Source organism: Amycolatopsis coloradensis (assembly GCF_037997115.1).
GTDB classification, from domain to species: domain Bacteria; phylum Actinomycetota; class Actinomycetes; order Mycobacteriales; family Pseudonocardiaceae; genus Amycolatopsis; species Amycolatopsis coloradensis_A.
The window spans coordinates 2814454-2840208 of record NZ_CP150484.1 but is presented as its reverse complement, the minus strand read 5'-3'; the positions used below and the strand labels follow the sequence as shown (position 1 = coordinate 2840208).

The 25755-nt window shown below is 68.5% G+C and carries 23 protein-coding genes; 8 read left to right on the top strand and 15 right to left on the bottom strand.

What is annotated here, in order from left to right:
• The first annotated feature begins 171 nt into the window (after nucleotides 1-171).
• On the top strand, nucleotides 172-933 hold the full coding sequence (locus LCL61_RS13470) for a site-2 protease family protein (RefSeq protein WP_340688571.1): 762 nt from the start codon (nucleotides 172-174) through the stop codon (nucleotides 931-933).
• Here LCL61_RS13470 and LCL61_RS13465 read toward each other — a convergent pair.
• Genes LCL61_RS13465 through mshB form a run of 3 tightly spaced genes read right to left on the bottom strand, consistent with a single transcriptional unit; the run spans nucleotide 917 to nucleotide 2971 of the window.
• Nucleotides 917-1723, bottom strand: a complete 807-nt coding sequence (locus tag LCL61_RS13465; protein ID WP_340687139.1) for a hypothetical protein — start codon at nucleotides 1721-1723, stop codon at nucleotides 917-919. The genes LCL61_RS13470 and LCL61_RS13465 overlap by 17 nt on opposite strands.
• The gene (locus tag LCL61_RS13460; protein WP_340687138.1) at nucleotides 1716-2132 is read right to left on the bottom strand and encodes a hypothetical protein; all 417 of its coding nucleotides are present in this window, start codon (nucleotides 2130-2132) and stop codon (nucleotides 1716-1718) included. Before LCL61_RS13460 ends, LCL61_RS13465 begins: the two co-directional genes overlap by 8 nt.
• Nucleotides 2129-2971: an N-acetyl-1-D-myo-inositol-2-amino-2-deoxy-alpha-D-glucopyranoside deacetylase gene (gene mshB / locus LCL61_RS13455; RefSeq protein WP_340687137.1), complete on the bottom strand. Its 843-nt coding sequence runs from the start codon at nucleotides 2969-2971 to the stop codon at nucleotides 2129-2131. Before mshB ends, LCL61_RS13460 begins: the two co-directional genes overlap by 4 nt.
• 195 nt (nucleotides 2972-3166) lie before the next feature.
• On the opposite strand from mshB, the gene LCL61_RS13450 reads away from it, so the two are divergent.
• Nucleotides 3167-4945 (top strand): ABC transporter ATP-binding protein, encoded by a 1779-nt coding sequence (locus LCL61_RS13450; protein ID WP_340687136.1) that lies wholly within the window; start codon nucleotides 3167-3169, stop codon nucleotides 4943-4945.
• Nucleotides 4946-5070: 125 nt separating this feature from the next.
• On the opposite strand, the gene LCL61_RS13445 is transcribed toward LCL61_RS13450, so the two are convergent.
• The 5 genes from LCL61_RS13445 to typA all read right to left on the bottom strand — a co-directional run bounded on the left by LCL61_RS13445 (nucleotide 5071) and on the right by typA (nucleotide 13661).
• Nucleotides 5071-6003, bottom strand: coding sequence for an ABC transporter permease (locus LCL61_RS13445; protein WP_425342000.1), 933 nt, complete (start codon nucleotides 6001-6003; stop codon nucleotides 5071-5073).
• On the bottom strand, nucleotides 5996-7012 hold the full coding sequence (locus LCL61_RS13440) for an ABC transporter permease (protein ID WP_034305904.1): 1017 nt from the start codon (nucleotides 7010-7012) through the stop codon (nucleotides 5996-5998). Before LCL61_RS13440 ends, LCL61_RS13445 begins: the two co-directional genes overlap by 8 nt.
• 180 nt (nucleotides 7013-7192) lie before the next feature.
• On the bottom strand, nucleotides 7193-8998 hold the full coding sequence (locus LCL61_RS13435) for an ABC transporter family substrate-binding protein (protein ID WP_340687135.1): 1806 nt from the start codon (nucleotides 8996-8998) through the stop codon (nucleotides 7193-7195).
• Between the two features lie 287 nt (nucleotides 8999-9285).
• Entirely contained in the window at nucleotides 9286-10995 is a 1710-nt protein-coding gene (locus tag LCL61_RS13430) for an ABC transporter family substrate-binding protein (RefSeq protein WP_340688569.1), read from the bottom strand.
• A 743-nt stretch (nucleotides 10996-11738) separates the two neighbouring features.
• Nucleotides 11739-13661: a translational GTPase TypA gene (gene typA, locus LCL61_RS13425; RefSeq protein ID WP_340687134.1), complete on the bottom strand. Its 1923-nt coding sequence runs from the start codon at nucleotides 13659-13661 to the stop codon at nucleotides 11739-11741.
• A gap of 195 nt (nucleotides 13662-13856) precedes the next feature.
• Between typA and LCL61_RS13420 the strand changes: the two genes are divergently transcribed.
• A complete protein-coding gene (locus LCL61_RS13420; protein ID WP_007028942.1) occupies nucleotides 13857-14015 on the top strand; it encodes a hypothetical protein in 159 nt (52 codons plus the stop codon).
• Nucleotides 14016-14022: 7 nt separating this feature from the next.
• Here the strand turns inward: LCL61_RS13420 and LCL61_RS13415 are convergent, their stop codons facing one another.
• On the bottom strand, nucleotides 14023-14322 hold the full coding sequence (locus LCL61_RS13415; protein WP_240599812.1) for a YciI family protein: 300 nt from the start codon (nucleotides 14320-14322) through the stop codon (nucleotides 14023-14025).
• Nucleotides 14323-14596: 274 nt separating this feature from the next.
• Here LCL61_RS13415 and trpS point away from each other — a divergent pair, with 274 nt between their 5' ends.
• Nucleotides 14597-15562, top strand: coding sequence for a tryptophan--tRNA ligase (gene trpS / locus LCL61_RS13410; protein ID WP_340687133.1), 966 nt, complete (start codon nucleotides 14597-14599; stop codon nucleotides 15560-15562).
• Nucleotides 15563-15970: 408 nt separating this feature from the next.
• Here the strand turns inward: trpS and LCL61_RS13405 are convergent, their stop codons facing one another.
• The 3 genes from LCL61_RS13405 to LCL61_RS13395 are packed head-to-tail and all read right to left on the bottom strand — an operon-like array spanning nucleotide 15971 to nucleotide 18440.
• The gene (locus LCL61_RS13405) at nucleotides 15971-16360 is read right to left on the bottom strand and encodes a (deoxy)nucleoside triphosphate pyrophosphohydrolase (protein ID WP_340687132.1); all 390 of its coding nucleotides are present in this window, start codon (nucleotides 16358-16360) and stop codon (nucleotides 15971-15973) included.
• 23 nt (nucleotides 16361-16383) lie between these two features.
• A complete protein-coding gene (locus LCL61_RS13400) occupies nucleotides 16384-17715 on the bottom strand; it encodes an ATP-binding protein (RefSeq protein WP_340687131.1) in 1332 nt (443 codons plus the stop codon).
• Nucleotides 17712-18440 carry a response regulator transcription factor gene (locus LCL61_RS13395; protein ID WP_340687130.1) on the bottom strand — a complete coding sequence of 243 codons (729 nt, stop codon included), beginning with the start codon at nucleotides 18438-18440 and terminating at the stop codon, nucleotides 17712-17714. Before LCL61_RS13395 ends, LCL61_RS13400 begins: the two co-directional genes overlap by 4 nt.
• Nucleotides 18441-18584: 144 nt before the next feature.
• Between LCL61_RS13395 and LCL61_RS13390 the strand changes: the two genes are divergently transcribed.
• The 3 genes from LCL61_RS13390 to LCL61_RS13380 are packed head-to-tail and all read left to right on the top strand — an operon-like array spanning nucleotide 18585 to nucleotide 21528.
• Nucleotides 18585-19670 (top strand): LolA family protein, encoded by a 1086-nt coding sequence (locus tag LCL61_RS13390; protein ID WP_340687129.1) that lies wholly within the window; start codon nucleotides 18585-18587, stop codon nucleotides 19668-19670.
• A complete protein-coding gene (locus LCL61_RS13385; protein WP_340687128.1) occupies nucleotides 19667-20662 on the top strand; it encodes an ABC transporter ATP-binding protein in 996 nt (331 codons plus the stop codon). The genes LCL61_RS13390 and LCL61_RS13385 overlap by 4 nt, the downstream gene beginning before the upstream one ends.
• Nucleotides 20659-21528: an ABC transporter permease gene (locus LCL61_RS13380; protein WP_340687127.1), complete on the top strand. Its 870-nt coding sequence runs from the start codon at nucleotides 20659-20661 to the stop codon at nucleotides 21526-21528. The genes LCL61_RS13385 and LCL61_RS13380 overlap by 4 nt, the downstream gene beginning before the upstream one ends.
• A gap of 85 nt (nucleotides 21529-21613) precedes the next feature.
• On the opposite strand, the gene LCL61_RS13375 is transcribed toward LCL61_RS13380, so the two are convergent.
• Genes LCL61_RS13375 through LCL61_RS13365 form a run of 3 tightly spaced genes read right to left on the bottom strand, consistent with a single transcriptional unit; the run spans nucleotide 21614 to nucleotide 25304 of the window.
• Nucleotides 21614-22627 carry an ABC transporter ATP-binding protein gene (locus LCL61_RS13375; protein WP_340687126.1) on the bottom strand — a complete coding sequence of 338 codons (1014 nt, stop codon included), beginning with the start codon at nucleotides 22625-22627 and terminating at the stop codon, nucleotides 21614-21616.
• On the bottom strand, nucleotides 22627-24276 hold the full coding sequence (locus LCL61_RS13370; protein WP_425341999.1) for an ABC transporter permease: 1650 nt from the start codon (nucleotides 24274-24276) through the stop codon (nucleotides 22627-22629). The genes LCL61_RS13375 and LCL61_RS13370 overlap by 1 nt, the downstream gene beginning before the upstream one ends.
• Complete coding sequence (locus tag LCL61_RS13365) at nucleotides 24252-25304, bottom strand: thiamine ABC transporter substrate-binding protein (protein WP_340687125.1); 1053 nt, start codon at nucleotides 25302-25304, stop codon at nucleotides 24252-24254. The genes LCL61_RS13370 and LCL61_RS13365 overlap by 25 nt, the downstream gene beginning before the upstream one ends.
• Before the next feature lie 75 nt (nucleotides 25305-25379).
• On the opposite strand from LCL61_RS13365, the gene LCL61_RS13360 reads away from it, so the two are divergent.
• Nucleotides 25380-25670 carry a 4a-hydroxytetrahydrobiopterin dehydratase gene (locus tag LCL61_RS13360; protein WP_257484417.1) on the top strand — a complete coding sequence of 97 codons (291 nt, stop codon included), beginning with the start codon at nucleotides 25380-25382 and terminating at the stop codon, nucleotides 25668-25670.
• Nucleotides 25671-25755: the final 85 nt, after the last annotated feature.

Below are 25755 nucleotides of genomic sequence, written 5' to 3'. Positions count from 1 at the left end.
CCGCCGCCCCCTTCCAGCGACGAATGACATCACTGTGATTACACCCGTGTAGTGCGGTCAGGTCAAGCGGAGTAGCGAGTTCGGGGGATACCCGCGCGTAGAAGCGCAAGGGGACACGCCGAGAACTTCACATCGGGCATACGGAAGACTGGAGGGGTGCAGAGATCAGCAGTGCGGCCAAGCCCGATCTTCCTCGGCATCCTCGCGGTCACCGTCCTGGGCGGTGTACTGGCGGCTTTCGGTGACACGACGACGATTTCCAGCCAGGAGTACGACCCGCTCATCATCACCGGCGTCGTCCTGCTCGTCGCCGGCGGCTGGGTCGCGTCACTGACGCTGCACGAGTTCGGTCACGCGATGGTGGCGTTCCGCGGCGGCGACCACAGCGTCGCCCACAAGGGTTACCTGTCCATGGACGTCCGGAAATACACGGATCCGGCACTGTCCATCATCCTGCCGTTGGTATTCCTCTTCATCGGCGGCATCCCGCTGCCTGGTGGCGCGGTGTGGATCGAACACGGGCGCCTGCGGTCACGCGGCGTCCAGTCGTGGGTGTCGCTCGCCGGCCCGCTGAGCAACCTCGGTGTCGGTGTCCTGCTGACCCTCGTCGTCGCGCTCGTGCCGATGGCGAGCGGACTAGTGATCGGACTTTCGTTCCTGGCGCTGCTTCAGATCGTCACGTTCATCCTGAACATCCTGCCGATCCCCGGCCTCGACGGCTGGGGCGCGATCGAGCCCTACCTTTCGCCCGGCGCGCGCGAGTTCGGCGCGAAAGCCCGGCCGTGGGCGCCGATCGTGCTGTTCGCCGTGCTGTTCCTCGTACCCGGAGCCAGCTCGTTGCTGTGGCAGGGGTCCTTCGCGGTCTTCGACACCGTCGGCGGGTTCAAGCTCGCGGCCATGTACGGCCAGGACGCGTTCATGTTCTGGAAGTGAGCTCGCCCTCAGGGTGCGCGGTGAACCACTCGTGCGCCCGCTTCCAGACGCGTTTGAGGCCGGACCGCTCGCCGAGATAGTCGCCTGCCATGCCGACGACCGGCAGCTTCCCGAGCGCACGGTGGAAAAGGCGGCCCCGGGGACGCTTCTCCAGTTCGTCGACGATGCCCAGCAGACCACGGCCGAGTCGCCACAACGTGCCGGCGGCGGCCTTCAGGGTGATCTTCCCGTGCTTCTTCTTCGCGTCGTCGAGCTCTTCGGTGAGCTTCGCCGCTTCGTCGTCTTCGGCGGCCTTGTCGTGTTCGGCGTGTTTGCCCGCCGCGATCACCGGATCGATGTCGCGTTCGAAAAGGACCCACGCGATCAGCCGGACCCGGGCGCCGACGTCGGTCACGCCGTACTCCCCCGCGATCGCGCACAGCAACACCCCCTGCGCCGCCGAGCCGAGCGCGTCCTGCACGGGCAGCCGGTCGGCCAGCGCGCCGCCGAGGCCGGGGATCGCGGTGATCAGCGCGGTGAACCGGCCGACCCGGTTCACCCACCAGTCCGTCCGCTGGTAGTTCGACATCTCGGCCCACGCCGCGGTGCCGGGCACCTTGACCGAGGTGATCCCGTTGAGCAGCTTGTCCTTCAGCCCGGGCTCGACGCCGTCGAGGTCCTCGTGGCGACGCCCCCTGGCCTGGAGGCCGAACGGATCCGCGTCACGCAGCGCGTCGACCATCGGCCCGCAGGCGCGGACGAAAGGTCGCAGCACCGCCACGACCTGACGGTCCGAAATCGCTTCACCCACTGCTAGCTCCCTTCGCCGCCCTGCCAAGACCGCCACCCAGCGCCAGTGCTCCCGGCAGCGCCCCGCCGCCGATCAGCAGCAAGGCCCGCCAGTCCTGTATCAGCACCAGATCACCACCGGGCCCGGTCGCGCCCACTCCGAGTACGACTAGTACCCAGACGAGCAGCGGAATCACCGAAAAGGAGGGCCGCACCACTTTCGCGGTCGCCCGCACCAGCAGCGGGGTGGTGATCACCGCGAGCACCACGGTCACCGGCATGGGCGCGTCCCCGAGCTTCGGCAGCACGATCCCGTCGAGCCGGAGCGGCAGGAAGAACAGTTCGAGCAGTCCGAGCAGGAACGCGTCGAAGGTCAGCAGGGCCAGCAGCAGACGCTGCCGCGAGGTGAGCGGCGCGGAAGGCACTGTCACTTCGCGAGTCCCCCGAACAGGTCGGCCGCGGCGCCTTCGGCCGGTCCGTGGGCGAGCACGAAGTACTCGTTCGGGATGATCGGCTGCGCGACGTCGTTGCTCAGCGCGAAGTGATCCGCGAGATGCGGCGGAGCGGGCACGCTGACCTGGGTCTCGTGCGCCCGCAGCGCGGCCGCCTTCGCCGGGATGTGCGCGCCGACGTCGAGGACGGTCGTGATGGTCTCGTCCGGCGTCACCGGCAGTTCGCCGTCTTCGGGGACCCGGAACGGGGAGCGCCCGCGCAGCGCGGCGAGGCCCGCCGCGACGGCGTCGCGGGAAGAAACCGTGTGGAAGACCCGCTCGACCGACACGGCCTTCGGCGCCGCGGCCATCGTGACCTCGTGCGCACGGATGTGGTCGGGGTGCCCGTAGCCCCCGAAGGCGTCATACGTGACGACGACCTGGGGCCGGACCTCGTCGAGGATCTCGGCGAGCTGAGCCGCCTGCTCGTCGAGGTCGCCGCCGGAGAACGCGCGCGGGTGGGCGGCCGACGGCGTCCCGGCCATTCCCGAGTCACGCCAGCGGCCGATGCCACCGAGATACCGGTGCCGCGTGACGCCCAGCGCCGCGCAGGCCGACGCCAGCTCGCCCGCGCGGTAGCCGCCGAGCTGGTCCGAGGCCCACGAACCGAGACCGTCGAGGGACGGCGGGATGATCTCGCCTTCCTCACCGAGAGTGCACGTGACAACGGTCACTTCGGCGCCTTCGGCGGCGTAACGCGCGATGGTGCCACCGGTGGTGATGCTCTCGTCGTCCGGATGGGCGTGCACGAGCAGCAATTTGGGCAGATCGGAGATCACGGCTTGAAGACTAATTCGAACACGGCGCGCTTTCCTTTATAGGGTGTCGGGAACGGAAGGCCCGAGCACCGACCTTAGTCGGGCGACTCTCGGTTATCCTCGCGCACGTCCGAGGCATGCTTTACCGCCGAGGACGCATTAGTAGGGCACGGGCACTGCGCCGTGACCATATGTACCCCCACGAAGGGCATCTTGGTGAGCACTGAAGCAGCATCGTCGGACCTCGGCGGCGTGTCGGGTTCGGTTCTGTCCATCTCCGACCTGAGCGTCTCGTTCCCGACCGACGAGGGCGTGGTCAACGCCGTCAAGGGCATCGGTTTCGACGTCAAACCGGGCGAGATCGTCGCGGTGGTCGGCGAGTCCGGTTCCGGCAAGTCGGTGACCTCGATGTCGGTGCTCGGGCTGCTCCCGAAGACGAGCCGGATCGCGGGCGAGCTCCGCCTCGGCGACCGCAACCTGGCCGACCTCAAGGAGAAGGACCTCCAGAAGATCCGCGGCAACCAGGTCGCGATGATCTTCCAGGAGCCGATGACCGCGCTGAACCCGGTCTACACCGTCGGCTGGCAGCTGCGCGAGGCGCTCCGCTCGCACCAGGACATCTCGAAGGAAGCCGCCGACAAGCGCGCCATCGAGCTGCTGGAGATGGTCGGCATCCCGAACCCGCCGCTGCGCTTCAAGCAGTACCCGCACCAGCTCTCCGGCGGTCTGCGGCAGCGCGTCGTCATCGCGATGGCGATCTCGTGCGACCCGAAGGTCATCATCGCCGACGAGCCGACCACGGCGCTCGACGTCACCGTACAGGCGGAGATCCTCGGCCTGCTGCGCAAGCTGCGTGACACCCTCAACACCGCGATCGTGCTGATCACGCACGACATGGGTGTCGTCGCCGACCTCGCCGACCGCGTGGTCGTGATGTACCAGGGCAACATCGTCGAAGAGGCGCCGGTGCGCGAGCTGTTCGCGTCGCCGTCGCAGGAGTACACCCGCAAGCTGCTCGCCGCGGTCCCCGTGCTCGGCCAGCGTCCGGAAGGCCGCCGCCTGCTCGAGGAGGGCATCTCCGCCGACAGCGACGAGGCCACGAAGATCGCCGAGGAGATCCGGCTCGAGGACTCCGAGCTCGCCGCGGTGATCGAGGAGAACGCGCCCGCGCTCGAGATCAAGAACCTCGTGCTGGAGTACCCCGGCCGTCGCGGCCAGGCGAAGAACCGGGCGGTGGACGACGTCTCGCTGAGCATCGCCAAGGGCGAGATCGTCGGCCTGGTCGGCGAGTCCGGTTCCGGCAAGTCGACCGTCGGCCGGTGCGCGATCCGCCTGCTGACCCCGACCGCGGGCACCGTGTCGATCGCGGGCAAGGACATCACGAACATGTCGAACAAGGAGCTGCGCCCGCTGCGCCGCTACTTCTCGATCGTGTTCCAGGACCCGGCGTCCACACTGGACCCGAAGATGACCATCGGCGAATCGATCGCCGAGCCGATGGTGCTGCACAAGTTCCTGCAGGGCAAGGCCCTGAACGAGCGCGTGGCGTCCCTTTTGGACAAGGTCGAGCTCGGCGGCCACTACCGCAACCGCTACCCGCACGAGCTGTCCGGCGGCCAGCGCCAGCGCGTCGCCATCGCGCGGGCGCTCTCGCTCGACCCGGCGCTGCTGATCGCGGACGAGCCGACCTCGGCGCTGGACGTGTCGGTGCAGGCGCGGGTGCTGGACCTGTTCCTGGACCTGCAGCGCTCGCTGCAGTTCGCCTGCCTGTTCATCAGCCACGACCTCGCCGTCGTCGACCTGCTGGCCGACCGCGTCGCGGTGATGCAGCACGGCAAGCTGGTCGAGGTCGGCACGCGTGACCAGGTGCTGCACTCGCCGCGCGAGGACTACACCCGTCGTCTGCTGTCGGCCGCCCCGGTCGCGGACCCGGTGCTGCAGGCCGAGCGGCGTGCGGCCTGGGAGGCGGGCAAGCTGGCCCCGGTGGCCGACTGACGTTTCCGTGAAGGCCTCCTTCCCTACCCTCAAAGTAGGGAAGGAGGCCTNTCGAACGAACGGATCGAGATCCCCTTCCCTCGGCTGAGCCGAGGGAAGGGGGCCTTCACGCGCTAAAGAGGGCCTTACGCCTTCTGGCGGCGCTGCCGCGGGTCGAAAGCGTCCCGCAGGCCGTCACCGATGAAGTTGATCGTCAGCGAGATCAGCACCAGCACGACGAACGGGCCGAAGAACAGCGCCGGCCGCGCCTGGAGCTGCGCGTAGTTCTCGAGGATGACCCGGCCGAGCGACGTGTCCGGCAGCTGCACCCCGAGCCCGATGAACGACAGTGCCGCCTCGATCAGCACGGCCTGCGCGATCGCGAGGGTCGCGTTGACCGTGATGAGGCCGACCATGTTCGGCACCAGGTGCTTGAACACGATGTGGAACGTCCCGGCGCCGGACGCGCGGGCGGCGTCCACGAACTCGCGCTGGGACAGCGACATCGACTCGGCCCTGGCGATACGGGCGATCGGCATCCAGCCGAAGGCCGCCAGCACCATCGCGACGATGTACCAGGTACCGCCGCCGAACACCTTGGCCAGGATGGCGGCCGCGGCGATCTGCGGAACGATCAGGAACAGGTCCGTCACGCGGGATATCGCCGAGTCGGTGAAGCCGCGGAGGTACCCCGCCATGGCACCGAAAACGGTTCCGATGGTGGTGGCGACGAGCGACACGATGAGCGCGATCAGCAGCGAGTACTGGGTGCCGCGCAGGATCTGCGACACCATTTCCTTGCCGACCTGCGTCGTGCCGAGCGGGTAATCCGCGCTGGGCTTGGCGAAGGACGGGAAGGAACTGTCCTCGTAGCTGTACGGCCAGAAGATCGGCATGATCAGCACGGTGAGCACGAGCAGCAGCAAGACCGCCGTGCAGATCATCGCCAGCTTGTGCCGCAGGAACTTGCGCAGGACCAGCTTGCCCTGACTCTGCGGCTCGGGCAGCGCCTCGGGCGGAAGCGTGCCATCGGCGGGCTTGGAACCTTCCGCCGCGATAAGGGAGTTCAAGTCAGCCAACGCGAATCCTCGGGTCCAGGATGCCGTACATCAGGTCGGCGATCAGGTTGGCGACGATGATGCTGCTGGCGATGAGCACCAGCCACCCCATCATCACCTGTGTGTCGCTCTTGGTCACGGCTTCGACGAGCAGCTTGCCCATGCCATTCCAGTTGAACACCGTCTCGGTGATGATCGCGCCCGAGAGCACGGCACCGAAGTTGACGGAGAACAGCGTGGTCACCGGGATGAGCGCGTTCCGGAAGGCGTGGCGGAAGATGACCCGGCCGTTGGCGAGTCCCTTGGCGCGCGCGGTCCGCACGTAGTCCGCGTTCAGCGTCTCCAGCATCGAAGCGCGCTGGAACCGGCTGTACGCGGCGAAGCTGATCGCCATGATGGACAGCGTCGGCAACAGGTACGCGCCGACATAACTCGCCAGGAAACCGCCTGGACCGTCGAAATTCAGCGATTCCGGGCTCGTGGTGCGGATCCACGGGTTACCGAGCACATCGGACAGTCCCAGGTCCCGGACCCAGCCGTTGAACTCGATCGCGTAGCGCTTGAGCACGATGGCGACACAGAAGATCGGCATCGAGAACAGCAGGAAGGCCAGCGTGGTGGCGATGTAGTCGATGATCGAGTACTGCTTGACCGCCGCGACCACACCGACGAGGACGCCGAGGACGAGCGCGAGGATCTCGGCGCCGACGACGAGCTTCAAGGTGACCTCGAACGCGTCCATGACCTTCGGGAACACCGGGGCCTGCGCGTTGCCCTGTGCGATGGAAACGCCCCAGTCGCCGGTGACGAAGTTGCCGAGCCATGTGAAGTACCGGGGCACGATGCTCTGGTCGAGGCCGAGCTGCGAAGCCATCTGCGCGATGGCTTCCTTGCTCATGGCCGGGTTGCTCTTCATCTCGGCGAGCGGGTCACCGGTGCCGGCGACCATGACGAAACACAGGAAAGTCCCGACCAGCAGGACGGGAATCGATATCGCCAGACGGCGAAGAATGTAGATCACCAGGTTCAACGAACTGCTCCTCATCCGGGCCTGGCCGCCGAAGTGCTGGACCGCTGCCCGGTTGTCCACCGTAGTGGCGGTAACCCTACGGTCAACAGCTACTTCCGGCGGGTACGGGGCCCGGCTTGTGGCCGGACCCCGTACCACCAGGATCGCGTAAGCGAGTGGTGAAAAAGCGGGGCGGAAGCCTTACTTCTTCTGCTCCCACTCACCGACGTTCCACAGGACACCGTTGTACGACTGCATGTAGGTGCGGTCGATGCCCTTGAACGCCCACATGGACGGGGTCTGGAACAGCGGCAGCGTCGCGTACTCGTCCGCGATCGCCTGGTCGGCCTTCTGGTAGTTCTCCAGCTGAACGGCCTCGTCGGTGGCCTTCACGGCCGCCTCGAAGGACTCGTCGATCGTCTTGTTCGACAGGCCCTGGTAGTTCTGGCTGCTGTCGTCGACACGGGTGATGTAGATCGACTTCTGCTCGGCCTTGAACGGAGCGGCGGACCAGCCGAAGAGCGCGGCGTCGTAGTCGCTGGCCGCGAGACGGCCACCCTTCAGGAAGTTGGCGTCCTGGTCGTCCGTGATCTCGATACCGGCGGCCTTGGCCTGCGAGATGATGATCTCGACGGTCTGCTGACGGCGGGTGTTCTGGTTGTGCGAGATCTTGAACGACGCGCGCTGGCCGTTCTTGGCGAAGATACCGTCGCCACCCTTGACCCAGCCGGCGTCGGTCAGCGTCTTGGCCGCGGCCTCGGCGCCCAGACCGGCCTTGCTGCTGTACAGGTCCTTGAAGCCCTGCTCGCCCGGCATGAACACGATGCTGTTCAGCGGGGTCGCGTCGGCCTGGACCTCCTTCAGCAGCTTGTCGGTGATCTCCTGGCGGTTGACGACCTCGAAGAACGCCTTGCGCAGGTCCTTGTCCTTGAACATGCGCTTGTAGTTGAGGTCGATGTGCTCGAAGGTCAGCTGCGAGGCCGAACCGTAGGTGATGCCCTGGGCGGCGAGGCCCTTCATGGTGTTCGCCGCGGTGGCGTCCGGCTGGGTCGAAGCGGCGATGTCGATCTCACCGTTCTGCAGCGCGGTCGCCATGGCCTTGGTGTCCTCCATCGCCTTCACGACGATCTTGGAGGGGCCACCCTTGCCACCGATCCAGTTCGGGTTCTTCTCGAGCGTGACGGCCTTCTGGTTGGCGTCGAACGCGGTGATCTTGTACGGACCCGAAGCCGGCATGTTCTCGGCCTTGAAGCCCTTGAAGCCGTTGGTCCAGAAATCACCGGCCTTCGCCAGCTGGGCCGCGTCGCTGGTCGGCGTCAGCTTGGTGATGTCGGCGACGCCCGAGTTCTTCTCGACGATGTGCGCGGGCATGATCGCGGTCGAGTTGAACAGACCCTTGTAGTCCAGGTACGGCTCGGTGTACTTGGTCTCGAAGGTCAGGTCGTCCTTACAGGTCGCCTCGTTGATCAGCTGGTAGCCGGTCGTCGAAGCGGCGAGGAAGGCCTGCTTGCCGTCGGAGGTCTTCGCCTTGCCGGAGTGCGCCAGCCACGACAGGTACATGTCGTCGCAGTCGAACGCCTCGTTGTCCGACCACTTGACGTTCGGCTTGATCTTGTAGACGACGGTCTGCGGCGACTTGGAGGTGACCTCCCAGGAGTCGAACACGTCGTTGTTCAGCAGCACCTTGTTGTTGCCGTCGAGCACATCGGCACCCGCGAGCACGGCGGTCAGGATGTAGGTGTTGTACGACGTGTTGGTGTCAGGCGTGTCGTTGTTGTAGCCCGAGTACCCGTCGTCGATACCCACCGTGACGGTGCCTTCGTACCCCGGGGTGTCCGCGAGCTTGAAGTTTTCGCCGTTCTGCGCCTTGCCGGTCGCCATGCTCTTGATGTCGGTCGACGACCCGTTCGGGTCGGTACTGCCGCTGTCGCCACCGCTGCATGCGCTCAGCACAAGCGCGGAGGCCGCGACCAGCGACCAGGCGGAGACTGCCTTGGACTTCCTCATGAAGTGTGCCCTCCTAGCACTGGGTTCCTGAGATCGGAACAGGACCCCACACCGCTCCGGTGAGATGGCCCGGAGCTTATGACACGCCAAGCAACACTCATTTGGCGCACTGCGGGTGCACGCTAGAAAGGAAATGCACGAACAGTCACCAGTTCCGGGGCGATCGTGACCAAAGGGTAACTTGCGGCTGACATCAAGAAATACAGTGGTTACCTTGAGGAATCAGTCCACCACTCGAACGTGCCGGGAAAGGTCACCCTCCAGGGTCCGGCTCGGACTCGAAACGGCTACTTCGGACCCCGTGTCCAGTTCACCGCGGACCCGAAAGGGCCCACCATAGGAGGACCTGCGGTTACTCCGGAAATACCAGAGCCGATGGCGAGGGTATCGGCCAGCTGGAACAACGGAATGGCAACATTCCGACGCCACAATTCCGGTTCCAGGGCCGAAAGCGCGTCGGCCACCGGGGTGGCGCCGGTCAGCGCGGCGTCGATCGGGGCCTGCAGGGCCGGGTCGCAGAAGCCCAGCGGGTTCCCCGGGACGACGGCCTTGGTCTTGTCGGTGAGCTGATCCGGACGGCAGCCGAAGGTGGACGCCAGCGCCGAAGCGACGTCCGCACCGCCGGTGACCTGGCCGATCACCGCGATGTCGATACCGACGTTGCCCGCGCCCTCCGGCGTCGTCTGCTGGATCCCGTTGAGCACCGGCATGGCCAGCATCGTCGAGAAGAGCTCCCTCGGCTGCGGGGCGATCGCGTTGACCTCGATCCCCGCGGCCACCAGTTGCGCCGTCAGCTCCTTGGCGATCGTCGCGTACGGCTCCTGTTTGGCGGGCGAGGCCACGACCAGCGAAAGGTTCTTCCCGTTCTTCCGCCAGGTGCCCGCTTCCTTGGTGTATCCGGCGGATTTGAGCAGTTCCTCGCCCTTGGCGGGATCCGCCGCCGACGGCGGGCCAGGGGCCGGGATCGTCGGCTGGAAACCGGGTGCCGACGGGACGCGGACCTGCGCGTCGGCGCGGAGCTTGTCGGACGGGCCGCCGTCGGTCGCCTCGGTGATCAGCTTGCCGCGGTCGATCAGCGCGGTGACGCCTTCGCGCACCTGGGGATCCGACAGCGTCGAGCTCACCGGCCGCAGGAGGATCTGCGCGACCGTGGGACGCGCGACCGTGTGCAGCTGGACGGCGGAGCCGAGCTCGCCGAGCCGTTTGAGGCCGGTGCCGTCGGTCCTGGTCATCGCGAACTGGTCGTTGCCGCTGCGCAGGGCGGCCAGTGTGCCGTCCTGATCGGCCGCACGGAGCACGATCCGGTCGAGGGCGGAGGGTTTCTCCCAATAGCGCTCGTTGCGCTCCAGGGTGATCTCTCCGCGCGCGGTGTCGAGTCCCTTGATCGAGTACGGGCCGCCCACCGCCGGGAACGTCGTCGCCAGCGCGCCCTGCCACCCGTTCGGGGCGTCCTTGAGCAGATGCGCGGGCAGGAGGTTGCCGAAGAGCGTCTGCCAGCCCGGATACGGCTTCGCGAAGGTGACCTCGACCCGCTTGCCGCCTTCACGCGACTGGATATCCGAGATCAGCCGGTAGCCGGCGGCGCCGATGACGCCCGGCTGGTCGCGCATCGCCTCGCGGAGATAGGCGAAGTCCTCGGCGGCGATCGGCGCGCTGTCGGACCAGGAGGCGTCCGGGCGGATCGTGTACGCGACCGTGAACGGCTGCTGCGAGACGACCTCGGCCGACTTCATCAGGTTCTTGTCCAGCTCGAAGCTTCCGTCGTCCTTCGGGCGGAACACCGACGGGAGCAGCAGTTGCGAAAGCGCCGACGTGACCTGGGAAGCGTCGGCGAGGTTGTGCGGGTTGTAGCCACCGAGGACGTCGTCGACACCCACGACCACCTGCGAAGGCGTCTTCGTGGTCGACGTGCTCACCGGGGAGGCCGAGGAGCTGACCACGGGCGGGGGTGGGGTGTTGCTGCAGGCGGCGAGGAGCACGGCCGCGCACGCCAGCATGGACGCCGCTGTGGTCGGTGACCGCACGCCTGGATCCTCCTGGTTTGTCCCTCGCCTGGTCGCCATAGAGCTATCACGCCGGCCATGGCCTCGGCAGCGAGATTCCCATATCGGCCCGGCCGTCGCCCGACCGGATGCCGTCCTCCTCCGGTGGACGTCCGGGAGACCCCCGGGGTTCCTGCCGGGCCGAAGCTTTTCGAAGACGCCGAAGCGCGCCCTTCCGGCAATCGGTTCCGCAAACCCGGAACATTCCGGAACGGCTGCGGGAATGTTCGCCACCGCACGATTGATGACCGAAACGATCGCGACCGGGAGTCCTATCCGGACGCATTTAGCGTCTTTTGTTTCGCGTCCGCCCGGAACCGGTTCGCCGCCCGGCGCGCGTGGCCGCTCCGTCGCCGTTCCGTCCGGGGTGTTCCGGTGATGTGAACACCGTCCGAAAAGGAGATCGGCTTTCCATCGAAATTGTCGGGAAAGGACCTTTCTTTAACGAAGAACGCCCGTCCGAATACGGTGCGTGACCACATTTGGCCCCGAAAACGCCGGAGGGCGCCTACTCACGGTGAGTGAGCAGGCGTCGACGACGTCGTCCAGCAGATCGGGCTCGTCGGGAGCGAGCTCTTTCGCCTTCCGGAGCAGNAGTGGATCAAGCAGAACCGGGACGAGGCCGTGCGGATCATGGCCAAACGCGGCGCCTACTCACGGTGAGTGAGCAGGCGCCCTCCGGCGCGGGACGAGCGGGGTCAGCCGCGGTTCTTGTTGCGGTTGCGCTCCTTGGCGCGCTGGTTGACGTCCAGCGTGACCTTGCGGATCCGGACGACGTCGGGGGCGACCTCGACGCACTCGTCGACGGAGCAGAACTCCAGCGCCTCCTCCAGGCCCATCTTGCGCGGGCGGGCCAGCGTCTCCATCACGTCGGCGGAGGACTGACGCATGTTGGTCAGCTTCTTCTCCTTGGTGATGTTGATGTCGAGGTCTTCGGCACGCGGGTTCTCGCCCACGACCATGCCCTCGTACACCTCGGCGCCAGGCTCCACGAAGAAGGTGCCGCGGTCGGCCAGCTGGATCATCGCGTACGCGGTGATCGGACCGGACCGGTCGGCGACCAGCGAACCGGAGTGACGGGTGCGGATCTCGCCCGCCCACGGGAAGTACCCCTCGAACACGTGGTTCGCGATACCGGTGCCGCGGGTCTCGGTGAGGAAGTCGGTGCGGAAGCCGATCAGGCCGCGCGCCGGGAGGACGTAGTCGAGCTTGATGCGGCCGGTGCCGTGCCCGCCCATGTGCTCCATGCGGCCCTTGCGGGCGGCCAGCAGCTGCGTGATGCCGCCGAGGTGCTCCTCCGGGGAGTCGATCGACAGCCGCTCGAACGGCTCGTGCAGCTTGCCGTCGATCATCTTCGTGACCACCTGCGGCTTGCCGACGGTCAGCTCGAAGCCCTCGCGGCGCATCTGCTCGACGAGAATGGCCAGCGCCAGCTCGCCACGCCCCTGGACCTCCCAGGTGTCGGGACGCTCGGTCGGCAGGACGCGGATCGAGACGTTACCGATCAGCTCCTGGTCCAGGCGCGCCTTCACCAGGCGGGCGGTGACCTTGTCGCCGCCGCTGCGACCGGCCAGCGGCGAGGTGTTGACACCGATGGTCATCGAGATGGCGGGCTCGTCGACGGCGATCCGGGGCAGCGCCTCCGGGTTCTCGACGTCGGCGAGGGTGTCGCCGATGGTGATCTCCGGGATACCGGCGATGGCGACCAGCTCGCCCGCGCTCGCCTCGGTCGCCGGGACGCGGTTGAGCGCCTCGGTGACCAGCAGTTCGGAGATGCGGACGTTCTGGATGCTGCCGTCCTCGCGCATCCAGGCCACCGTCTGGCCCTTGCGCAGGCTGCCGGAGTGGATGCGGATCAGCGCGATCCGGCCGAGGAAGTTGGAGGCGTCGAGGTTGGTGACCAGTGCGCGCAGCGGGCCTTCGCGGTCGGCGAAGGGCGGCGGCACGTGGCGCATCAGGGTCTCGAACAGCGGGTCGAGGTTCTCGCTCTCGGGCACCGCGCCGTCGGCGGGCTGCTCGAGGCTCGCCTTGCCCGCACGCGCGGAGGCGAAGACGACCGGAAGGTCGAGGATCGCGTCGAGGTCGGCGTCCTCGATGTCACCGGCCAGGTCGAGCAGGAGGTCGTGGGTCTCTTCGACGACCTCGGAGATCCGGGCGTCGGGCCGGTCGGTCTTGTTGACGACCAGGATCACCGGCAGGCCGGCTTCGAGGGTCTTGCGCAGCACGAACCGGGTCTGCGGGAGCGGGCCCTCGCTGGCGTCGACCAGCAGCACGACCCCGTCGACCATGGACAGGCCGCGCTCGACCTCGCCGCCGAAGTCGGCGTGACCGGGGGTGTCGATGACGTTGATCGTCACCATGCCCTCTTCGGTCTTGCGGCGGATGGAGGTGTTCTTCGCGAGAATGGTGATGCCCTTTTCCCGCTCGAGCTCCCCGGAGTCCATCACGCGATCGACGAGTTCGGCGCGTTCCTCGAAGGCGCCGGACTGCCGGAGCATCGCGTCGACGAGGGTCGTCTTGCCGTGGTCGACGTGTGCGACGATGGCGACGTTGCGCAGGTCGGGCCGGGTCTTGCCGGACGAGCGGCCGGCATCGACTGCGGTGGCGCTGGCTGCGGGCACGCGAAGGCTCCAAAGGTTTCAAGTTCGGGTGTGGTGCCCGCGCTCGCGCGTTCGAGACACGCCTGGCCGACTTTGGCCATACGCGGACCACACCAGGATACCTGTAGCCCGACTGTGAGCAGCCCCACGCCCCCAGATCGGTTAGGCTCACCTAACGTGTAGAGGTCGCCGACGCCGGTCGGAGAAGGAGCGCGAGTGGGCAAGAAACTACCCGACGACCCGCACAAGCTCGTGCGCAAATGGATGAAGTCCGGCAAGGTCAAGAAGAAATGCTGCCGGTCGAAGTCAAGGTGCGGCAAATGCCCCGTCCTCGCCCTGAAAAAGGCGAAGACGAAGATCGCGAAGGCCGCTTAGAAGATCGTCAATGAACCACCGCCTCGTTGATCGCCCGCAGTTCCGGCGCGGTGCGGGTCGGCGAGAACTCGATCACCTCGTAGGCGGCCATGTGCTTGATCGAGAAGGGGTCGGTCGCGAGGATCGCGTCCAGCTTTCCCCTGGCCATGGGCTTGGTGATGATCACGCCGCCGATGCGCGGGTTGCGCCTGCCGGAGGCGAGGAAATTGCCGTGTTCGTACTGTTTGGTCAGCCAGTCGGCGTGGTCCGGGAGCACGTAGTCGATTTCTTCGATGGGCGCGGTGTAGGTCAGCAGGACGACAAACATGAGTCGAAGGTAGACCCGCGGCGCCAATATGACGGGTGTACTGCCTCGGCTGATATGAAGTGTTGACGCTCCACGCCCGTAATGAGTGAAACCACCCGCGGTTCGTCCTGTAGGATGAGCCACATGCGCGCGCAGAACGCCCAGTGGTGGCCGCCCTCCGGCGGCCCCGAAGTCCTGCGCTGAGCCAGACGAGCGCACCACCAGGCCGCCCCACCGGGCGGCCTTTTTCGTGCCCGGACCCTGGGGCGGCCCGAATCCGGAAGGAAGAAGGCAGATGATCAGGTTGTCCGGGATCACCCCGTCCGGCCACGTCCACGTCGGGAACCACCTGGGGGCCATCCGGCGCTGGGCGGACGAGGGCGGGCCGGACGACCTGTACTTCGTCTCCGACCTGCACGCCATGACCAACTCGCACAATCCGGCGAAGCTGCGTTCGATGGCGTCCGAACAGCTGGCCGTGCTGATCGCGGCCGGGATCGAGCCGGACCGCGTGTTCGTGCAATCCGACATCGCCCGCGAGCTGGGCGCCCTCAACTGGGTTCTGGAGTGCACCTGCAACTACGGCGAGGCCGCCAGGATGATCCAGTTCAAGGAGAAGTCGAAGGGCCGGGCCGGGGTGCGGCTGTCCCTGCTGACCTATCCGGTGCTGATGGCGGCCGACATCCTGCTGCAGGGCGCGGACGAGGTCCCGGTCGGCGAGGACCAGCGGCAGCACGTCGAGCTGGCGAGAACGCTGGCGAAGCGGTTCAACACCACCTACGGCGACGTGTTCACCATGCCGAAGGCGGTGCTGCCGCCCGCCGGCGCGCGGGTCATGGACCTCGCCGAGCCGACGCGGAAGATGTCGAAGTCGACGAAGGAAGAGGCGGGGGTGATCTTCGTCCTCGACGAGCCCGACCAGGTCCGCCGGAAGGTCAAGCGCGCGAAGACCGACGGCGGGTCGAAACCGGCCTACGCGCCGGAAACCCGGCCGGGGATGGCGAACCTGCTGGACATCCTCGCGGCGTGCGTCAAGGAGAAGCCCGAGGACCTCGCCGACCGGTTCGACTCCTACGGCCAGGTCAAGGAGGCCGTCGCCGAGGCGCTGATCGAGGAGTTGCGGCCGGTCCGGGAGCGCGCGCTGGCACTGCTGGCGGACCCGGGTGAGCTGGAGCGGGTGCGCAAGGCGGGTGCCGTCCGGGCGGCGGAACGGGGCGAGCACCGGCTCCAGTCCGCGCTGCGGCTCATCGGCGCCGGCTGAAGGTCCGTGAAGGCCTCCTTCCCCGCTTTCGGGGTCAGGGTCCCGGCAAAGTCGTGTTCACGCTGCCCAAGTGGGTGGTGAAGGGCCCGTCACGGCGGCCTGACACTTCTCGACTGTCCACAGGGGACACCTTGGGGATGGCCGTGCCCGATTCGGGCGTTTTGCGAAGGGGTCGTGAGTGATAAAGAGGGTTAGAACCGTCCTTATCACTCACGAACCCGATCAAAACCGTATAGATAAGCATCAAACGGACATCCGCCTTCCCCTCTGGCGTCCTTTGTGGACATCGTCCGTTCAGGGCCTCTGTCATCCGTTCGGGAGGTCCAGTTCGAATCACCAAGAACGGCACCGGCCAGCGTTTAGGCGACTTCGCCGGGACCCTGACTCTCAAGGTAGGGAAGGAGGCCTTCACGGACTTGCGAGCAGGGTGTGCAGGGCGGGCAGGAGGACCCGGTCGGCGGGCAGCCAGTCGAGGTCGTCGAGTTCCTGCGCGGAGATCCACCGGACGTCCTCGTGCTCCACGGCTCGCGGCTCTTCCCCCGCGCTGACCAGCGAAGCGGCGTAGATCCGCAGCACCTTGCCCTTCGGCAGCGGCACGTCTTCGCCGACCCGGCCCGCAACCGTCACGGCGACGTCCAGCTCCTCCAGGCATTCCCGGGCCAGAGCGGCTTCGTCGCTTTCGCCGTCCTCGACCCGTCCGCCCGGCAGTTCCCATTGCCCGGCGTGGTCGGCGGGCCAAGCCCGCTGCTGCGCCAGGAGCTGTCCGTTCCGCACGATGGCGGCGCCCACGATCACCACGCGCTCACCCTACGACCGCGCCTTCACGCGCCAGGCCGCGCCGCCTGCCAGACGACCTGGAAACGTGCCCCGCCATCGGGTGACTCACCGACGCGGACGCGGCCCCCTCGGCGCCGGACGGCCTCCGCGACCATCGCCAGCCCCAGCCCGGTGCCGCCGGACGACCGGGCCCGCGAATCGGACACGCGGTAGAACCGGTCGAACACCCGCTCCCGGTGTTCGGGCGCGATCCCCGGCCCGTCGTCGTCGACCACCACCCGCACGGTGGACCGCGCCGCCAGCACCGACACCACGATCTGGCCCCGCGCGTACCGGCAGGCGTTGCGCAGCAGGTTGCTCAGCACCAGTTCGACCTCGGCGTGCGTGGCCAGCGCCCACGCGGTCCCGACCGTGCCGCTCACCCGGATCTCCGGCGCGCCGGCGGGCATCCGCGCGACCGCGGCCCGCACCTCGCTCACCAGCTCGACGGGTTCCGCGGGCGGGACCTCCCCCGCGTCCGACCTCGCCAGCGCCAGCAGCCCGTCGAGCAGCGCGGAGAGCCGTTCCGCCTCCTCCAGGATGTCGGCGAGTGTCTCCTGCGAAAGGTCGGGATCGGGATTGGCGACGGCGACCTCGGCCTGCACGCGGATCGACGCGACCGGCGACCGGAGCTCGTGCGCGGCGTCCCCGGTGAACCGGCGAAGCCGTTCGGCACCTTCCTCCTGCCTGGCCAGCAACGCGTTGAACTCCTCCGCCAGCGCGCGGAGTTCGTCGTGCGAATCCGGGAGCGGCAGCCGCGCGCCGGGCGGGAGCACCCGCACCGACCCGCGCATCCGCGCCACCGGCCGCAGCGCGAACCGCACCAGCAGCCACGTCGCGATCCCCGCACCCACCGCGCCGACGGACGCGACCACGAACAGCCACAGCCCGCCGGAGTGCACAGCGGTCCCGAAGCCGACCAAGCCCGCACCCGCGACGACGAGCCGTTGCTGCCCGTCGGGTGCGGTGACCACGGTGCCCGCCCACCGCCAGCTGTGCTCACCGCCGGTCGTGACGGGTTCGCCCGCCTTCAGCGCGCGGACGTCGGAAGGGCCGAGGTTCGCGGGCGGGAGGCCGTCCACCGGGCCGCCGCCGGTGTCGAGGACGCGGACGGTGACCGCCGATCCCGACGGCGCCCGTCCCGCGGCGACGTCGGCCTTCGCGGTTTCCAGCTGGGCACTCAGCTCGTCGTCGACCGAGCCGATCAGCAGCGGCTGGAGATTGTCCCCCGCGACCGCCGCCAGCCCGAGCAGGAAGCCGAGCGTGACCGTGGCCGTGAGCAGGGTGATCCGGACCTCCAGCGATCGGCGGCGCCACCAAGACGGCGAGCCGATCACCCCTGTCCCGCCGGGGCGATCACTTCGTCGAGCTGCGGATCCGAGGCCAGGTAACCGTGCCCGCGCACGGTCCGGACCAGTGCGCCCGCGCCGACCGCGTCGAGTTTGCGGCGCACGTAGCCGACGTAGACCTCGACGACGTTCCGGGTCGCGGCCTGCTCGTCACCCCAGACGGCGCGCAGCAGCTCGTCCTTGGTGACGACCGTTCCCGCCCGGCCCGCCAGCACCTCCAGCAGCGCGAACTCACGGGGGCTGAACGCCACCTCGATACCGTCGTAGCGGACCTGCCGCAGGCTCCGGTCGACTTCGAGCGCGCCGATGCGCAGCGGCCCGCGGATGGCGTCCGGCGAGGCCCGCCGCAGCACCGCACGCACCTGCGCGACCAGGACGACGAACGAGAACGGTTTCACAAGGTAGCCGTCGGCACCGAGGTCGAGGCCGTCCGCCTGGTCGACCTCGCCGTCCTTCGCCGAAATCATCAGTACCGGTGTGGTGACACCGAGGGCGCGAAGGCGTTCGAGCACGCGATAGCCGGAAAGACCGGGGAGCATGATGTCGAGCAGGACGACGTCGAAGGAGCCCGTCTGCGCGAGCCGCAGGCCGCTGGGCCCGTCGGCCGCCGTGACCACGTCCATGTCCTCGGCGCGCAGGCCCCGCTGCAACGCCTTGCGCACGCCGGGCTCGTCGTCGACCACCAGTACTCGAGGTTTCACGCCCCTCATCATTCACGCTTCGACCAGCTCACGCGCGACCTCTCAGCGCCATCTCAGCTCCGGCGGCGGAGTCTGAGTGGTGTCTCAGCGTTTCCGGGGAAGCGTTGTCGCCAAGACCCGAGCACACTGGGGTTCGGGGAAACAGGGAGAGACAGCATGGATCCGAAGAGGAAGGCCATCACCGCGGCGGTGGTGGGGACGGCTCTCGGCGTCGGCGGGCTCGTCGTCGTCGCGATGCCGGCCACCGCGGGCGACGCGCCCGTCTTGCCGCAGATCAGTGCCGAAGAGCTGGTGCAGTCGACGCTCACCGCGAAGCCGTCTGCGTTCGACGGGAAGGTCAAGGTCAGCAACGACCTCGGCCTGCCACAGGTCGGCAGCGCACTGCCCGGTGTCTCGGCGCTCGACATCGACTCGGCGCAGGTTTCGACCGACGGCGCGGGCAAGAGCAAGATCTCGCTCACCGAGGGCTCCAGCCAGCAGACCATCGTCCGGAACGGCCAGAGCGTCTGGGAGTACGACTCCAAGGACAATTCGGCCACCAAGGTGACCATCCCGGCCGATCTGGCCAAGGAGCACCAGGACAAGGCCCAGGCCGTCGACCCGGTCACGGTCGCCTCCGAACTGCTCGGCAAGGTGCGCGAGAGCAGCACGATCGCCGTCGACGGGACGGCCTCGGTGGCGAACCGGGCCGCGTACGAACTGGTGCTGACCCCGAAGCCGACCGAGCGGACCCTCCTGCGCGAGATCCGCGTCGCGATCGACGACCAGACCCGGATGCCGCTGCGGGTCACGGTGCTGGCCAACGGCACCTCCGCCCCGGCGTTCGAGGCTTCGTTCAGCGAGATCAACTTCGCGAACCAGCCCGCGTCGAACTTCGAGTTCACCCCGCCCAAGGGCGCGAAGGTGACCGAGAAGACCGCCGAGCTCGACCCGAAGAACCGTGAGCTGGCCGAGCAGGCGAAGTCCGAGCTCAAGGTCGTCGGCGACGGCTGGGACACCGCGATCACCGGCAAGATCCCGGCCGACGCGCTGGCGAAGGCCGGCGAGGCCAAGGACGAGCAGGGCCGTCAGGTCGACCCGAAGGCGCTGCTTTCGCGGTTCGCCAAGCCGGTCAGCGGTGCCTGGGGCAGCGGCTGGCTGGTGACCACCAAGGTCGGCAGCGGCGTGCTGACCGACGACGGCCGCTACGCCGCCGGCGCGGTGCCGGAGCAGGTCCTCTTCGAGGCCTTGGCCGCGAAGTGACCACCACGTTCGAAGCCGGAGCGGACGCTTCCCAGGAGGCGTCCGCTCCGGCGGTACCCATGGCGGCCCGCACCAGGGGCCTGCGCAAGGTCTACGGCCGCACGGTGGCCGTGGACCACGTCGATCTCGACGTTCCCGAAGGCGCCGTGCTGGGGATGCTCGGCTCCAACGGTTCGGGCAAGACGACGACCATCAGGATGCTGCTCGGTCTCGTGCGGCCCACCGAAGGCGAGGTCGAACTCTTCGGCAAACGGATGCCCGATGAGGCGGCGCACGCGCTGCCCGACGTCGGCGCGCTGGTCGAAGGGCCGGGTTTCCACCCTTTTCTCTCCGGGCGGGAGAACCTGCTGCGCGTGGCCGCGGCCGAACCGCGGCTGGCCACGGCGGGGATCCCCGGAGCGGTCGACGCGGCACTTGAGCGCGTCGGCCTGACCGGCGCCGCCACCCGGCGCTACAAGGGCTATTCGCTGGGGATGAAGCAGCGGATGGGCCTGGCGAGCGCGCTGCTCGTACCGAGGCGGATGGTCGTGCTCGACGAGCCGACGAACGGCCTCGACCCGGCGGGCACCAGGGAGATCCGCCGGATCATCGGCGAACTGCACGCCGACGGCGTCACCGTGCTGGTGTCGTCGCATCTGCTGGCCGAGGTCGAGGCGACCTGTACGCACGTCGCGGTGCTCCAGTCCGGGAACGTGATCGCCCAGGGCGAGCTCGCGGAACTGCTGGAGTCGGGGAACGCGGCGCTGCTGGTGCGGACGCCGGACGCCGAACTCGCGGTGGAGACGTTGCGGGAGAACAGGATCGGCAGCAGGCTCACACCGGACGGCGTCCGCGTCGACCTGACCGCCGCCGAAGCCCCCGACGTGCTGCGTCATCTGGTGACGGCCGGGGTGGCCGTGCACGAGGCGGCGAGGGCGCGGACCGGACTCGAAGACCTGTTCGCCAGGCTGACCCAGCCGGAGTCCACTGTAGACGGTGAGGGGGAGTCGTGACCCACGCTCTGGCCGCGGCACCCGCGGCACGGACCGGGCAGGACAGCGTCGGCCTGCTCCGGTTGTACCGCGCCGAACTCCGCTGGATCTTCCGGCGGCCTCGCACGCTCGCCGTACTGGGCCTGCTCGCGCTGATCCCGGTGATCATCGGGGTCGCGCTGACGTTCGTCGACGCTTCGGAAACGAGCGGCGGACAGGACGGTGCGCTGCTCGCTTCCGCGGTGAACAACGGATTCATCCTGCCGGTCGCCGCGCTGACCATGACACTGGGGCTGCTGCTCCCGCTCGCTTCGGCGATGGCCGGGGCGGACGCGATCGCCGGCGAGGCGGCCCACGGGACGCTGCGCGGCTGGCTGATCGCGCCGGTCGGCCGGGGCAGGCTGCTCGCGATCAAGGCGTTCGGCGTCGCGACGGTTTCGACGATCGCCGTACTGGCCATGACGTTCACCGGTTTCGTCACCGGCCTGCTCATCAGCGGCACCGACTCGATGTTCACCCTCACCGGCTCGACGCTGAGCGTCTGGGACGCGCTGGGCCGCGTCCTGCTCGTGGCCGCGTGGGTGATCCTGCAACTGTGGGCGGTCGGCGCGGTCGCGCTGGCGATCTCGGCGTTCACCGAACATCCGATGCTGGTCGTCGCTTCGGTGCTGGCCGGGACGATCGTGTTCACCATCCTCGGTTTCCTGGACGCGGTGTCGTGGCTGCATCCGTTCCTGCTCAACGAGAACTGGTCGCAGGCGCCCGCATCGGTGCTGATGGACCCGGTGGACACCGCGATGCTCGGCGAAGGCGCGCTGCGCGCCGCCTGCTACATCGCCATCGGGCTTTCGATCGCCTACGCGCGCCTCACGACGCGGGACGGCTGACCCCGACGTGGGCTGAAAGGGCCCTTCACCGCATGCGACGTGGTGAAGGGCCCTTTCGTCGCGTGAGACGAGGGGAAAGTCCCCTTCAGCCCACGAGGGCGACACCGTCCGGGTCCAGAGCGAGGCGCACGGTGTCACCGGGGCGCAGATCGGCGGTGACCGGCGCGACCGCGTCCACAGTGGACAGATCGCCGCCGGGAGCGACGACGAGCCGCACGTGCTCCCGCCGATGCACGACGGCGACGACCTCGCCCTCGACACCCTCCTGGGTGACCCGCAGACCGTGCGGCCGCAGCCCCAGCCGCACCGCGCCGTCCTCGACGTCGGGCAGCGTGACCTCGCCGAGCACGGTCCGCACCGTCCCTCCCGACGCCTCGCCGTCGACGAAGGTGGTCACGCCGAGGAACCGCGCCACGTCCTCGTCCACCGGCTGCCGCCAGACGCGGCGTACCGCGCCCTCCTGCCGGATCTCCCCGTCGTCGAGCACGGCGACCCGGTCGGCGAGCGTGAACGCCTCCTCCTGATCGTGCGTGACCAGCAGCGCGGTGATCTTGCTGCGCCGCAACAGGGCCGCGAGGTCGATCGCCAGCTGTTCGCGCAGCCCGGCGTCCAAACCGGACAGTGGTTCGTCCAGCAGCAGCAACCGTGGTTCCGGCGCGAGCGCGCGGGCCAGCGCCACCCGCTGCGCCTGCCCGCCGGACAGCTCGGTCACCCTCCGCCGCTCGTAACCGGCCAGCCCGACCAGATCGAGCAGCGCCCGGATCCGTCCGGCGTGCTCGGCGCGGGGGACGTCGTGCATCCGCAGCCCGAACGCGATGTTGGCGGCGACGTCCTTGTGCGGGAACAACTGCCCGTCCTGGAACACCAGCCCGAACTCCCGCCGGTGCACCGGGACACCGGAGAGGTCCTCGCCGTCCCACCGCACGGTGCCCGACGTCAGCGGCTCCAGACCGGTGATCGCCCGCAGCAGTGTCGACTTCCCCGAACCGGACGGGCCGAGCAACGCCAGCACCTCGCCGTCGGCGATGTCCAGCCCGGCGCTCTTCACCGCCGCGAATGATCCATAGTGGACGGTCAGATCCCGTACCGACAGCGACACTAGAACTCCCCTACCGAATTCTGCCCGCGGACCGCGCCGAACCGGTCGATCAGCACCACCGCCACCACGGTCACGATCATGAGCAGCGCGCAGGCCGCGTAGGCCATCTGGTTGTTCAGCTCCCCCGGCCGCGAGATCAGCGTCGCGACGGCGACCGGCAACGTCGGCGCGTCCGGCCTGGCCAGGAAGCTCGTCGCGCCGAACTCGCCGAGCGCGACCACGTAACCGAAGCCTGCCGCCGCGACCAGAGAACGCGCCGTCAGCGGGAGATCGATCTCCCGCCACACCCGGCCGGGGCTCGCGCCGAGCGTCGACGCGGCCTGCCGCAGCCGGATGTCGACCGACCGCAGCACCGGCAGCACCATCCGCACGATCAGCGGGATGATCACCAGCGCCTGTGCGAGCGGCACCAGCAGCGGAGACGTCCGCAGGTCGCCGGGGAGCGCGTCGAGCGTGACGAGATAGCCGAAACCGACGGTCACCGCGGACACACCCAGCGGCAGCATGAGCGCGGCGTCCATCGTCTCGCCCATACCCCTGGCCAGCCTGCCCGGCGTGCGGCGCAACGCCACCAGCACGACCGAGGCCAGCACCCCGACGATCATCGCGAGCGCCGTCGCGTCGAACGCCGTCCGCAGCGACATCGACGCCGCGTCCCAGCCGGAAACCTGAAGGGCGCCACGGGAGCCGTGCCCGGCGAGCGCTTCGTACCCGGCGAGGCTCCAACCGTCCGAAGTGGACACGGACTCGACCAGCAACGCCACGATCGGCGTCATCAGGAGCGCGACCACCGCGAGCCCGGCGGACACCGCCCACCACTCGCCACCCCTCGGCCTCCGCGCGGTCTCGCTCCGCGAACGCAGCCGGACCGCGTTCTCCCTGCGCCGCCTCGCCAGCGCGCCGACGGCCAGCGCGGCGACGACGGCGGCGAACTGCACCAGCGACAACGCGGCCGCGCCGGAGAGGTCGAGCAGGTCGACCGTGCGCAGGTAGATCTCGGTCTCCAGGGTCCGGTACTTCGCCCCGCCGAGGATGAGCACGACACCGAAACTGGTGGCGCAGAACAGGAACACCACCGCGGCCGAAGACGCGACGGCCGGGGCGAGCGCGGGCAGCGTCACCGAGCGGAAGGCACGCCACGGCGACGCGCCGAGTGCCCGCGCCGCGGCAGGAGTGCGCGGATCGAGATGGCTCCACAGCCCGGAAACCGTGCGCGCGACGACGGCGACGTTGAAGAAGGCGTTGGCCAGCACCAGCGGCAGCAGCCCGCCGTCGGGCCAGAGGGCGCGGAACGCCAGGCCGACCACGACGGTCGGAAGCACGAACGGCACCAGCACGAGCGTCCGGACCAGCGAAACCCCCGGCAGCCGCACCCGCGCGAGCAGGAACGCGACCGGCAGGCCGGCCAGCACCGCCACGATCGTCGAGACCCCGGCACTGGCGACGGTGAATCCGGCGAGTTTCCAGGTCAGCGGGTCGCCGATGGCCGTGCCGACCCCGCCGGAGCCGAATCCGCGCGCGACGATCGCCGCGACCGGCCAGGCGAAGAACACCACGAGGAAACCGAGCGGCAGCACGGCGAGTGCGGCCAGCCCGGCCCCTCGAAACGTCGGCTTGGGCGCGCTCAGCCTTCGAGAAGTGTGCGCCACTGGGCGATCCACTGCTCGCGCCCGGCCTGGATCTTGGCCGGTTCGAGCGTCTTCGGCTGCTGCGGCTGCGGCGCGGCCTGTGCCCAGCCCTGCGGGAGCTCGACGCCCTGACGGGACGGGTACACGTACATGTTGCTCGCCACCGTCACCTGGAACTGCTGGGACAGCAGGAAATCCACGACCTTGCGGGCCTTCTCGACCTGCTTGCCGCCCTTCAGCACCCCCGCGTACTCGACCTGGCGGTAGCAGGTGTCCAGCAGTGCCTTCGTGCGCGGCTTGCCGTCGTCACCGATCTCGGCGGCGGGCGAAGAGGCGTAGGAGACGACGATCGGGCGCGGGCCCTTGCCCGAGGAACCGGAGAATTCCTTGGAGTAGGCCTCTTCCCAGCCGCTGACCGTCTTGAGCCCGTTGGCCTTCAGCTGCGTCCAGTACCCCTGCCAGCCCTGCTCGCCGAACTGGGCGACGGTGCCGAGCAGGAACGCCAGGCCGGGCGACGACGTCGCGGGGCTCTCGGCGACCATCAGGTCCTTGTACTTGGCGTCGGCCAGGTCCGCGAAGGACTTCGGCTCCGGGATCCCCTTGTCCGCGAAGTACCGGGTGTCGATGTTGACGCAGACGTCGCCGAGGTCGACCGCGGAGAGCCGGTGCTCGGGGTCGACGGAGTAGCGCTGCGGGCCTCGATCGGCCTCCGGGCTGGTGTACTGCTCGAAAACGCCCTCGGTGAGCGCGCGCGAGGCGAACGTCGAGTCGATGCCGTACGCGACGTCCCCGATCGGGTTCGCCTTGGTCAGCACCAGTTTGTTGGTCAGCGCGCCCGCGTCCCCCTGCTTGAGCACGGAGATCTTGATCCCGGACTGCCGCTCGAAAGCGTCGAGGACCTCCTGGGGCGCTAGCCACGAGTCGTGTGTCACGAGCGTGACCGTCGCCGGCGCCTGCGGGTCGTTCCCCGTGTTCCCGGAGAGCGAGCAGCCCGCGACGAGGGCGGCCACCGTGCCAGCCGCAACGACCGTGCGGAGGGCGCGTTTCATCTAGCCTCCTGCGTTCTTCAAGGGGGGACCCGTGGCAAACGTGCAGCGTAGCCGACGGCGTACCACCATGGAGTCATGGCGGAAATCTTGAACGACCAGCAGGCCGACGAAGCCGTGACCAAGCTCTCCGGGTGGACCCGCGACGGCGTGACGATCGAGCGGACGGCGAAGCTGCCGAGCTTCCCCAAGGCCATCGAAGCGGTGGACAAGGTGGCCGAATTGGCGGAGGCGGCCGACCACCATCCCGACATCGACATCCGCTGGCGGACGGTGACGTTCCGGCTCAGCACGCACTCCGCGGGAGGACTGACGGAAAAGGACTTCTCACTCGCGTCGCAGATCGACGGGGTACTCGACGGCATGTGACGTCCGCGACGATCGCGCCACGACTCCGCTTCTCGGACGTCATCCCGATAGGGACACAACGAGAAAGGACGAGTGATGACGCAAG

Bases quoted from the DNA above. Each gene is read 5' to 3' on its own strand.
- LCL61_RS13395 (WP_340687130.1), bottom strand. From the start codon at position 18,440: ATGATGAGGGGCGTGAAACCTCGAGTACTGGTGGTCGACGACGAGCCC.
- trpS (WP_340687133.1), top strand. From the start codon at position 14,597: ATGATCAGGTTGTCCGGGATCACCCCGTCCGGCCACGTCCACGTCGGG.
- LCL61_RS13365 (WP_340687125.1), bottom strand. From the start codon at position 25,304: ATGAAACGCGCCCTCCGCACGGTCGTTGCGGCTGGCACGGTGGCCGCC.
- LCL61_RS13360 (WP_257484417.1), top strand. From the start codon at position 25,380: ATGGCGGAAATCTTGAACGACCAGCAGGCCGACGAAGCCGTGACCAAG.
- LCL61_RS13435 (WP_340687135.1), bottom strand. From the start codon at position 8,998: ATGAGGAAGTCCAAGGCAGTCTCCGCCTGGTCGCTGGTCGCGGCCTCC.
- LCL61_RS13430 (WP_340688569.1), bottom strand. From the start codon at position 10,995: ATGCTGGCGTGCGCGGCCGTGCTCCTCGCCGCCTGCAGCAACACCCCA.
- LCL61_RS13390 (WP_340687129.1), top strand. From the start codon at position 18,585: ATGGATCCGAAGAGGAAGGCCATCACCGCGGCGGTGGTGGGGACGGCT.
- LCL61_RS13415 (WP_240599812.1), bottom strand. From the start codon at position 14,322: ATGTTTGTCGTCCTGCTGACCTACACCGCGCCCATCGAAGAAATCGAC.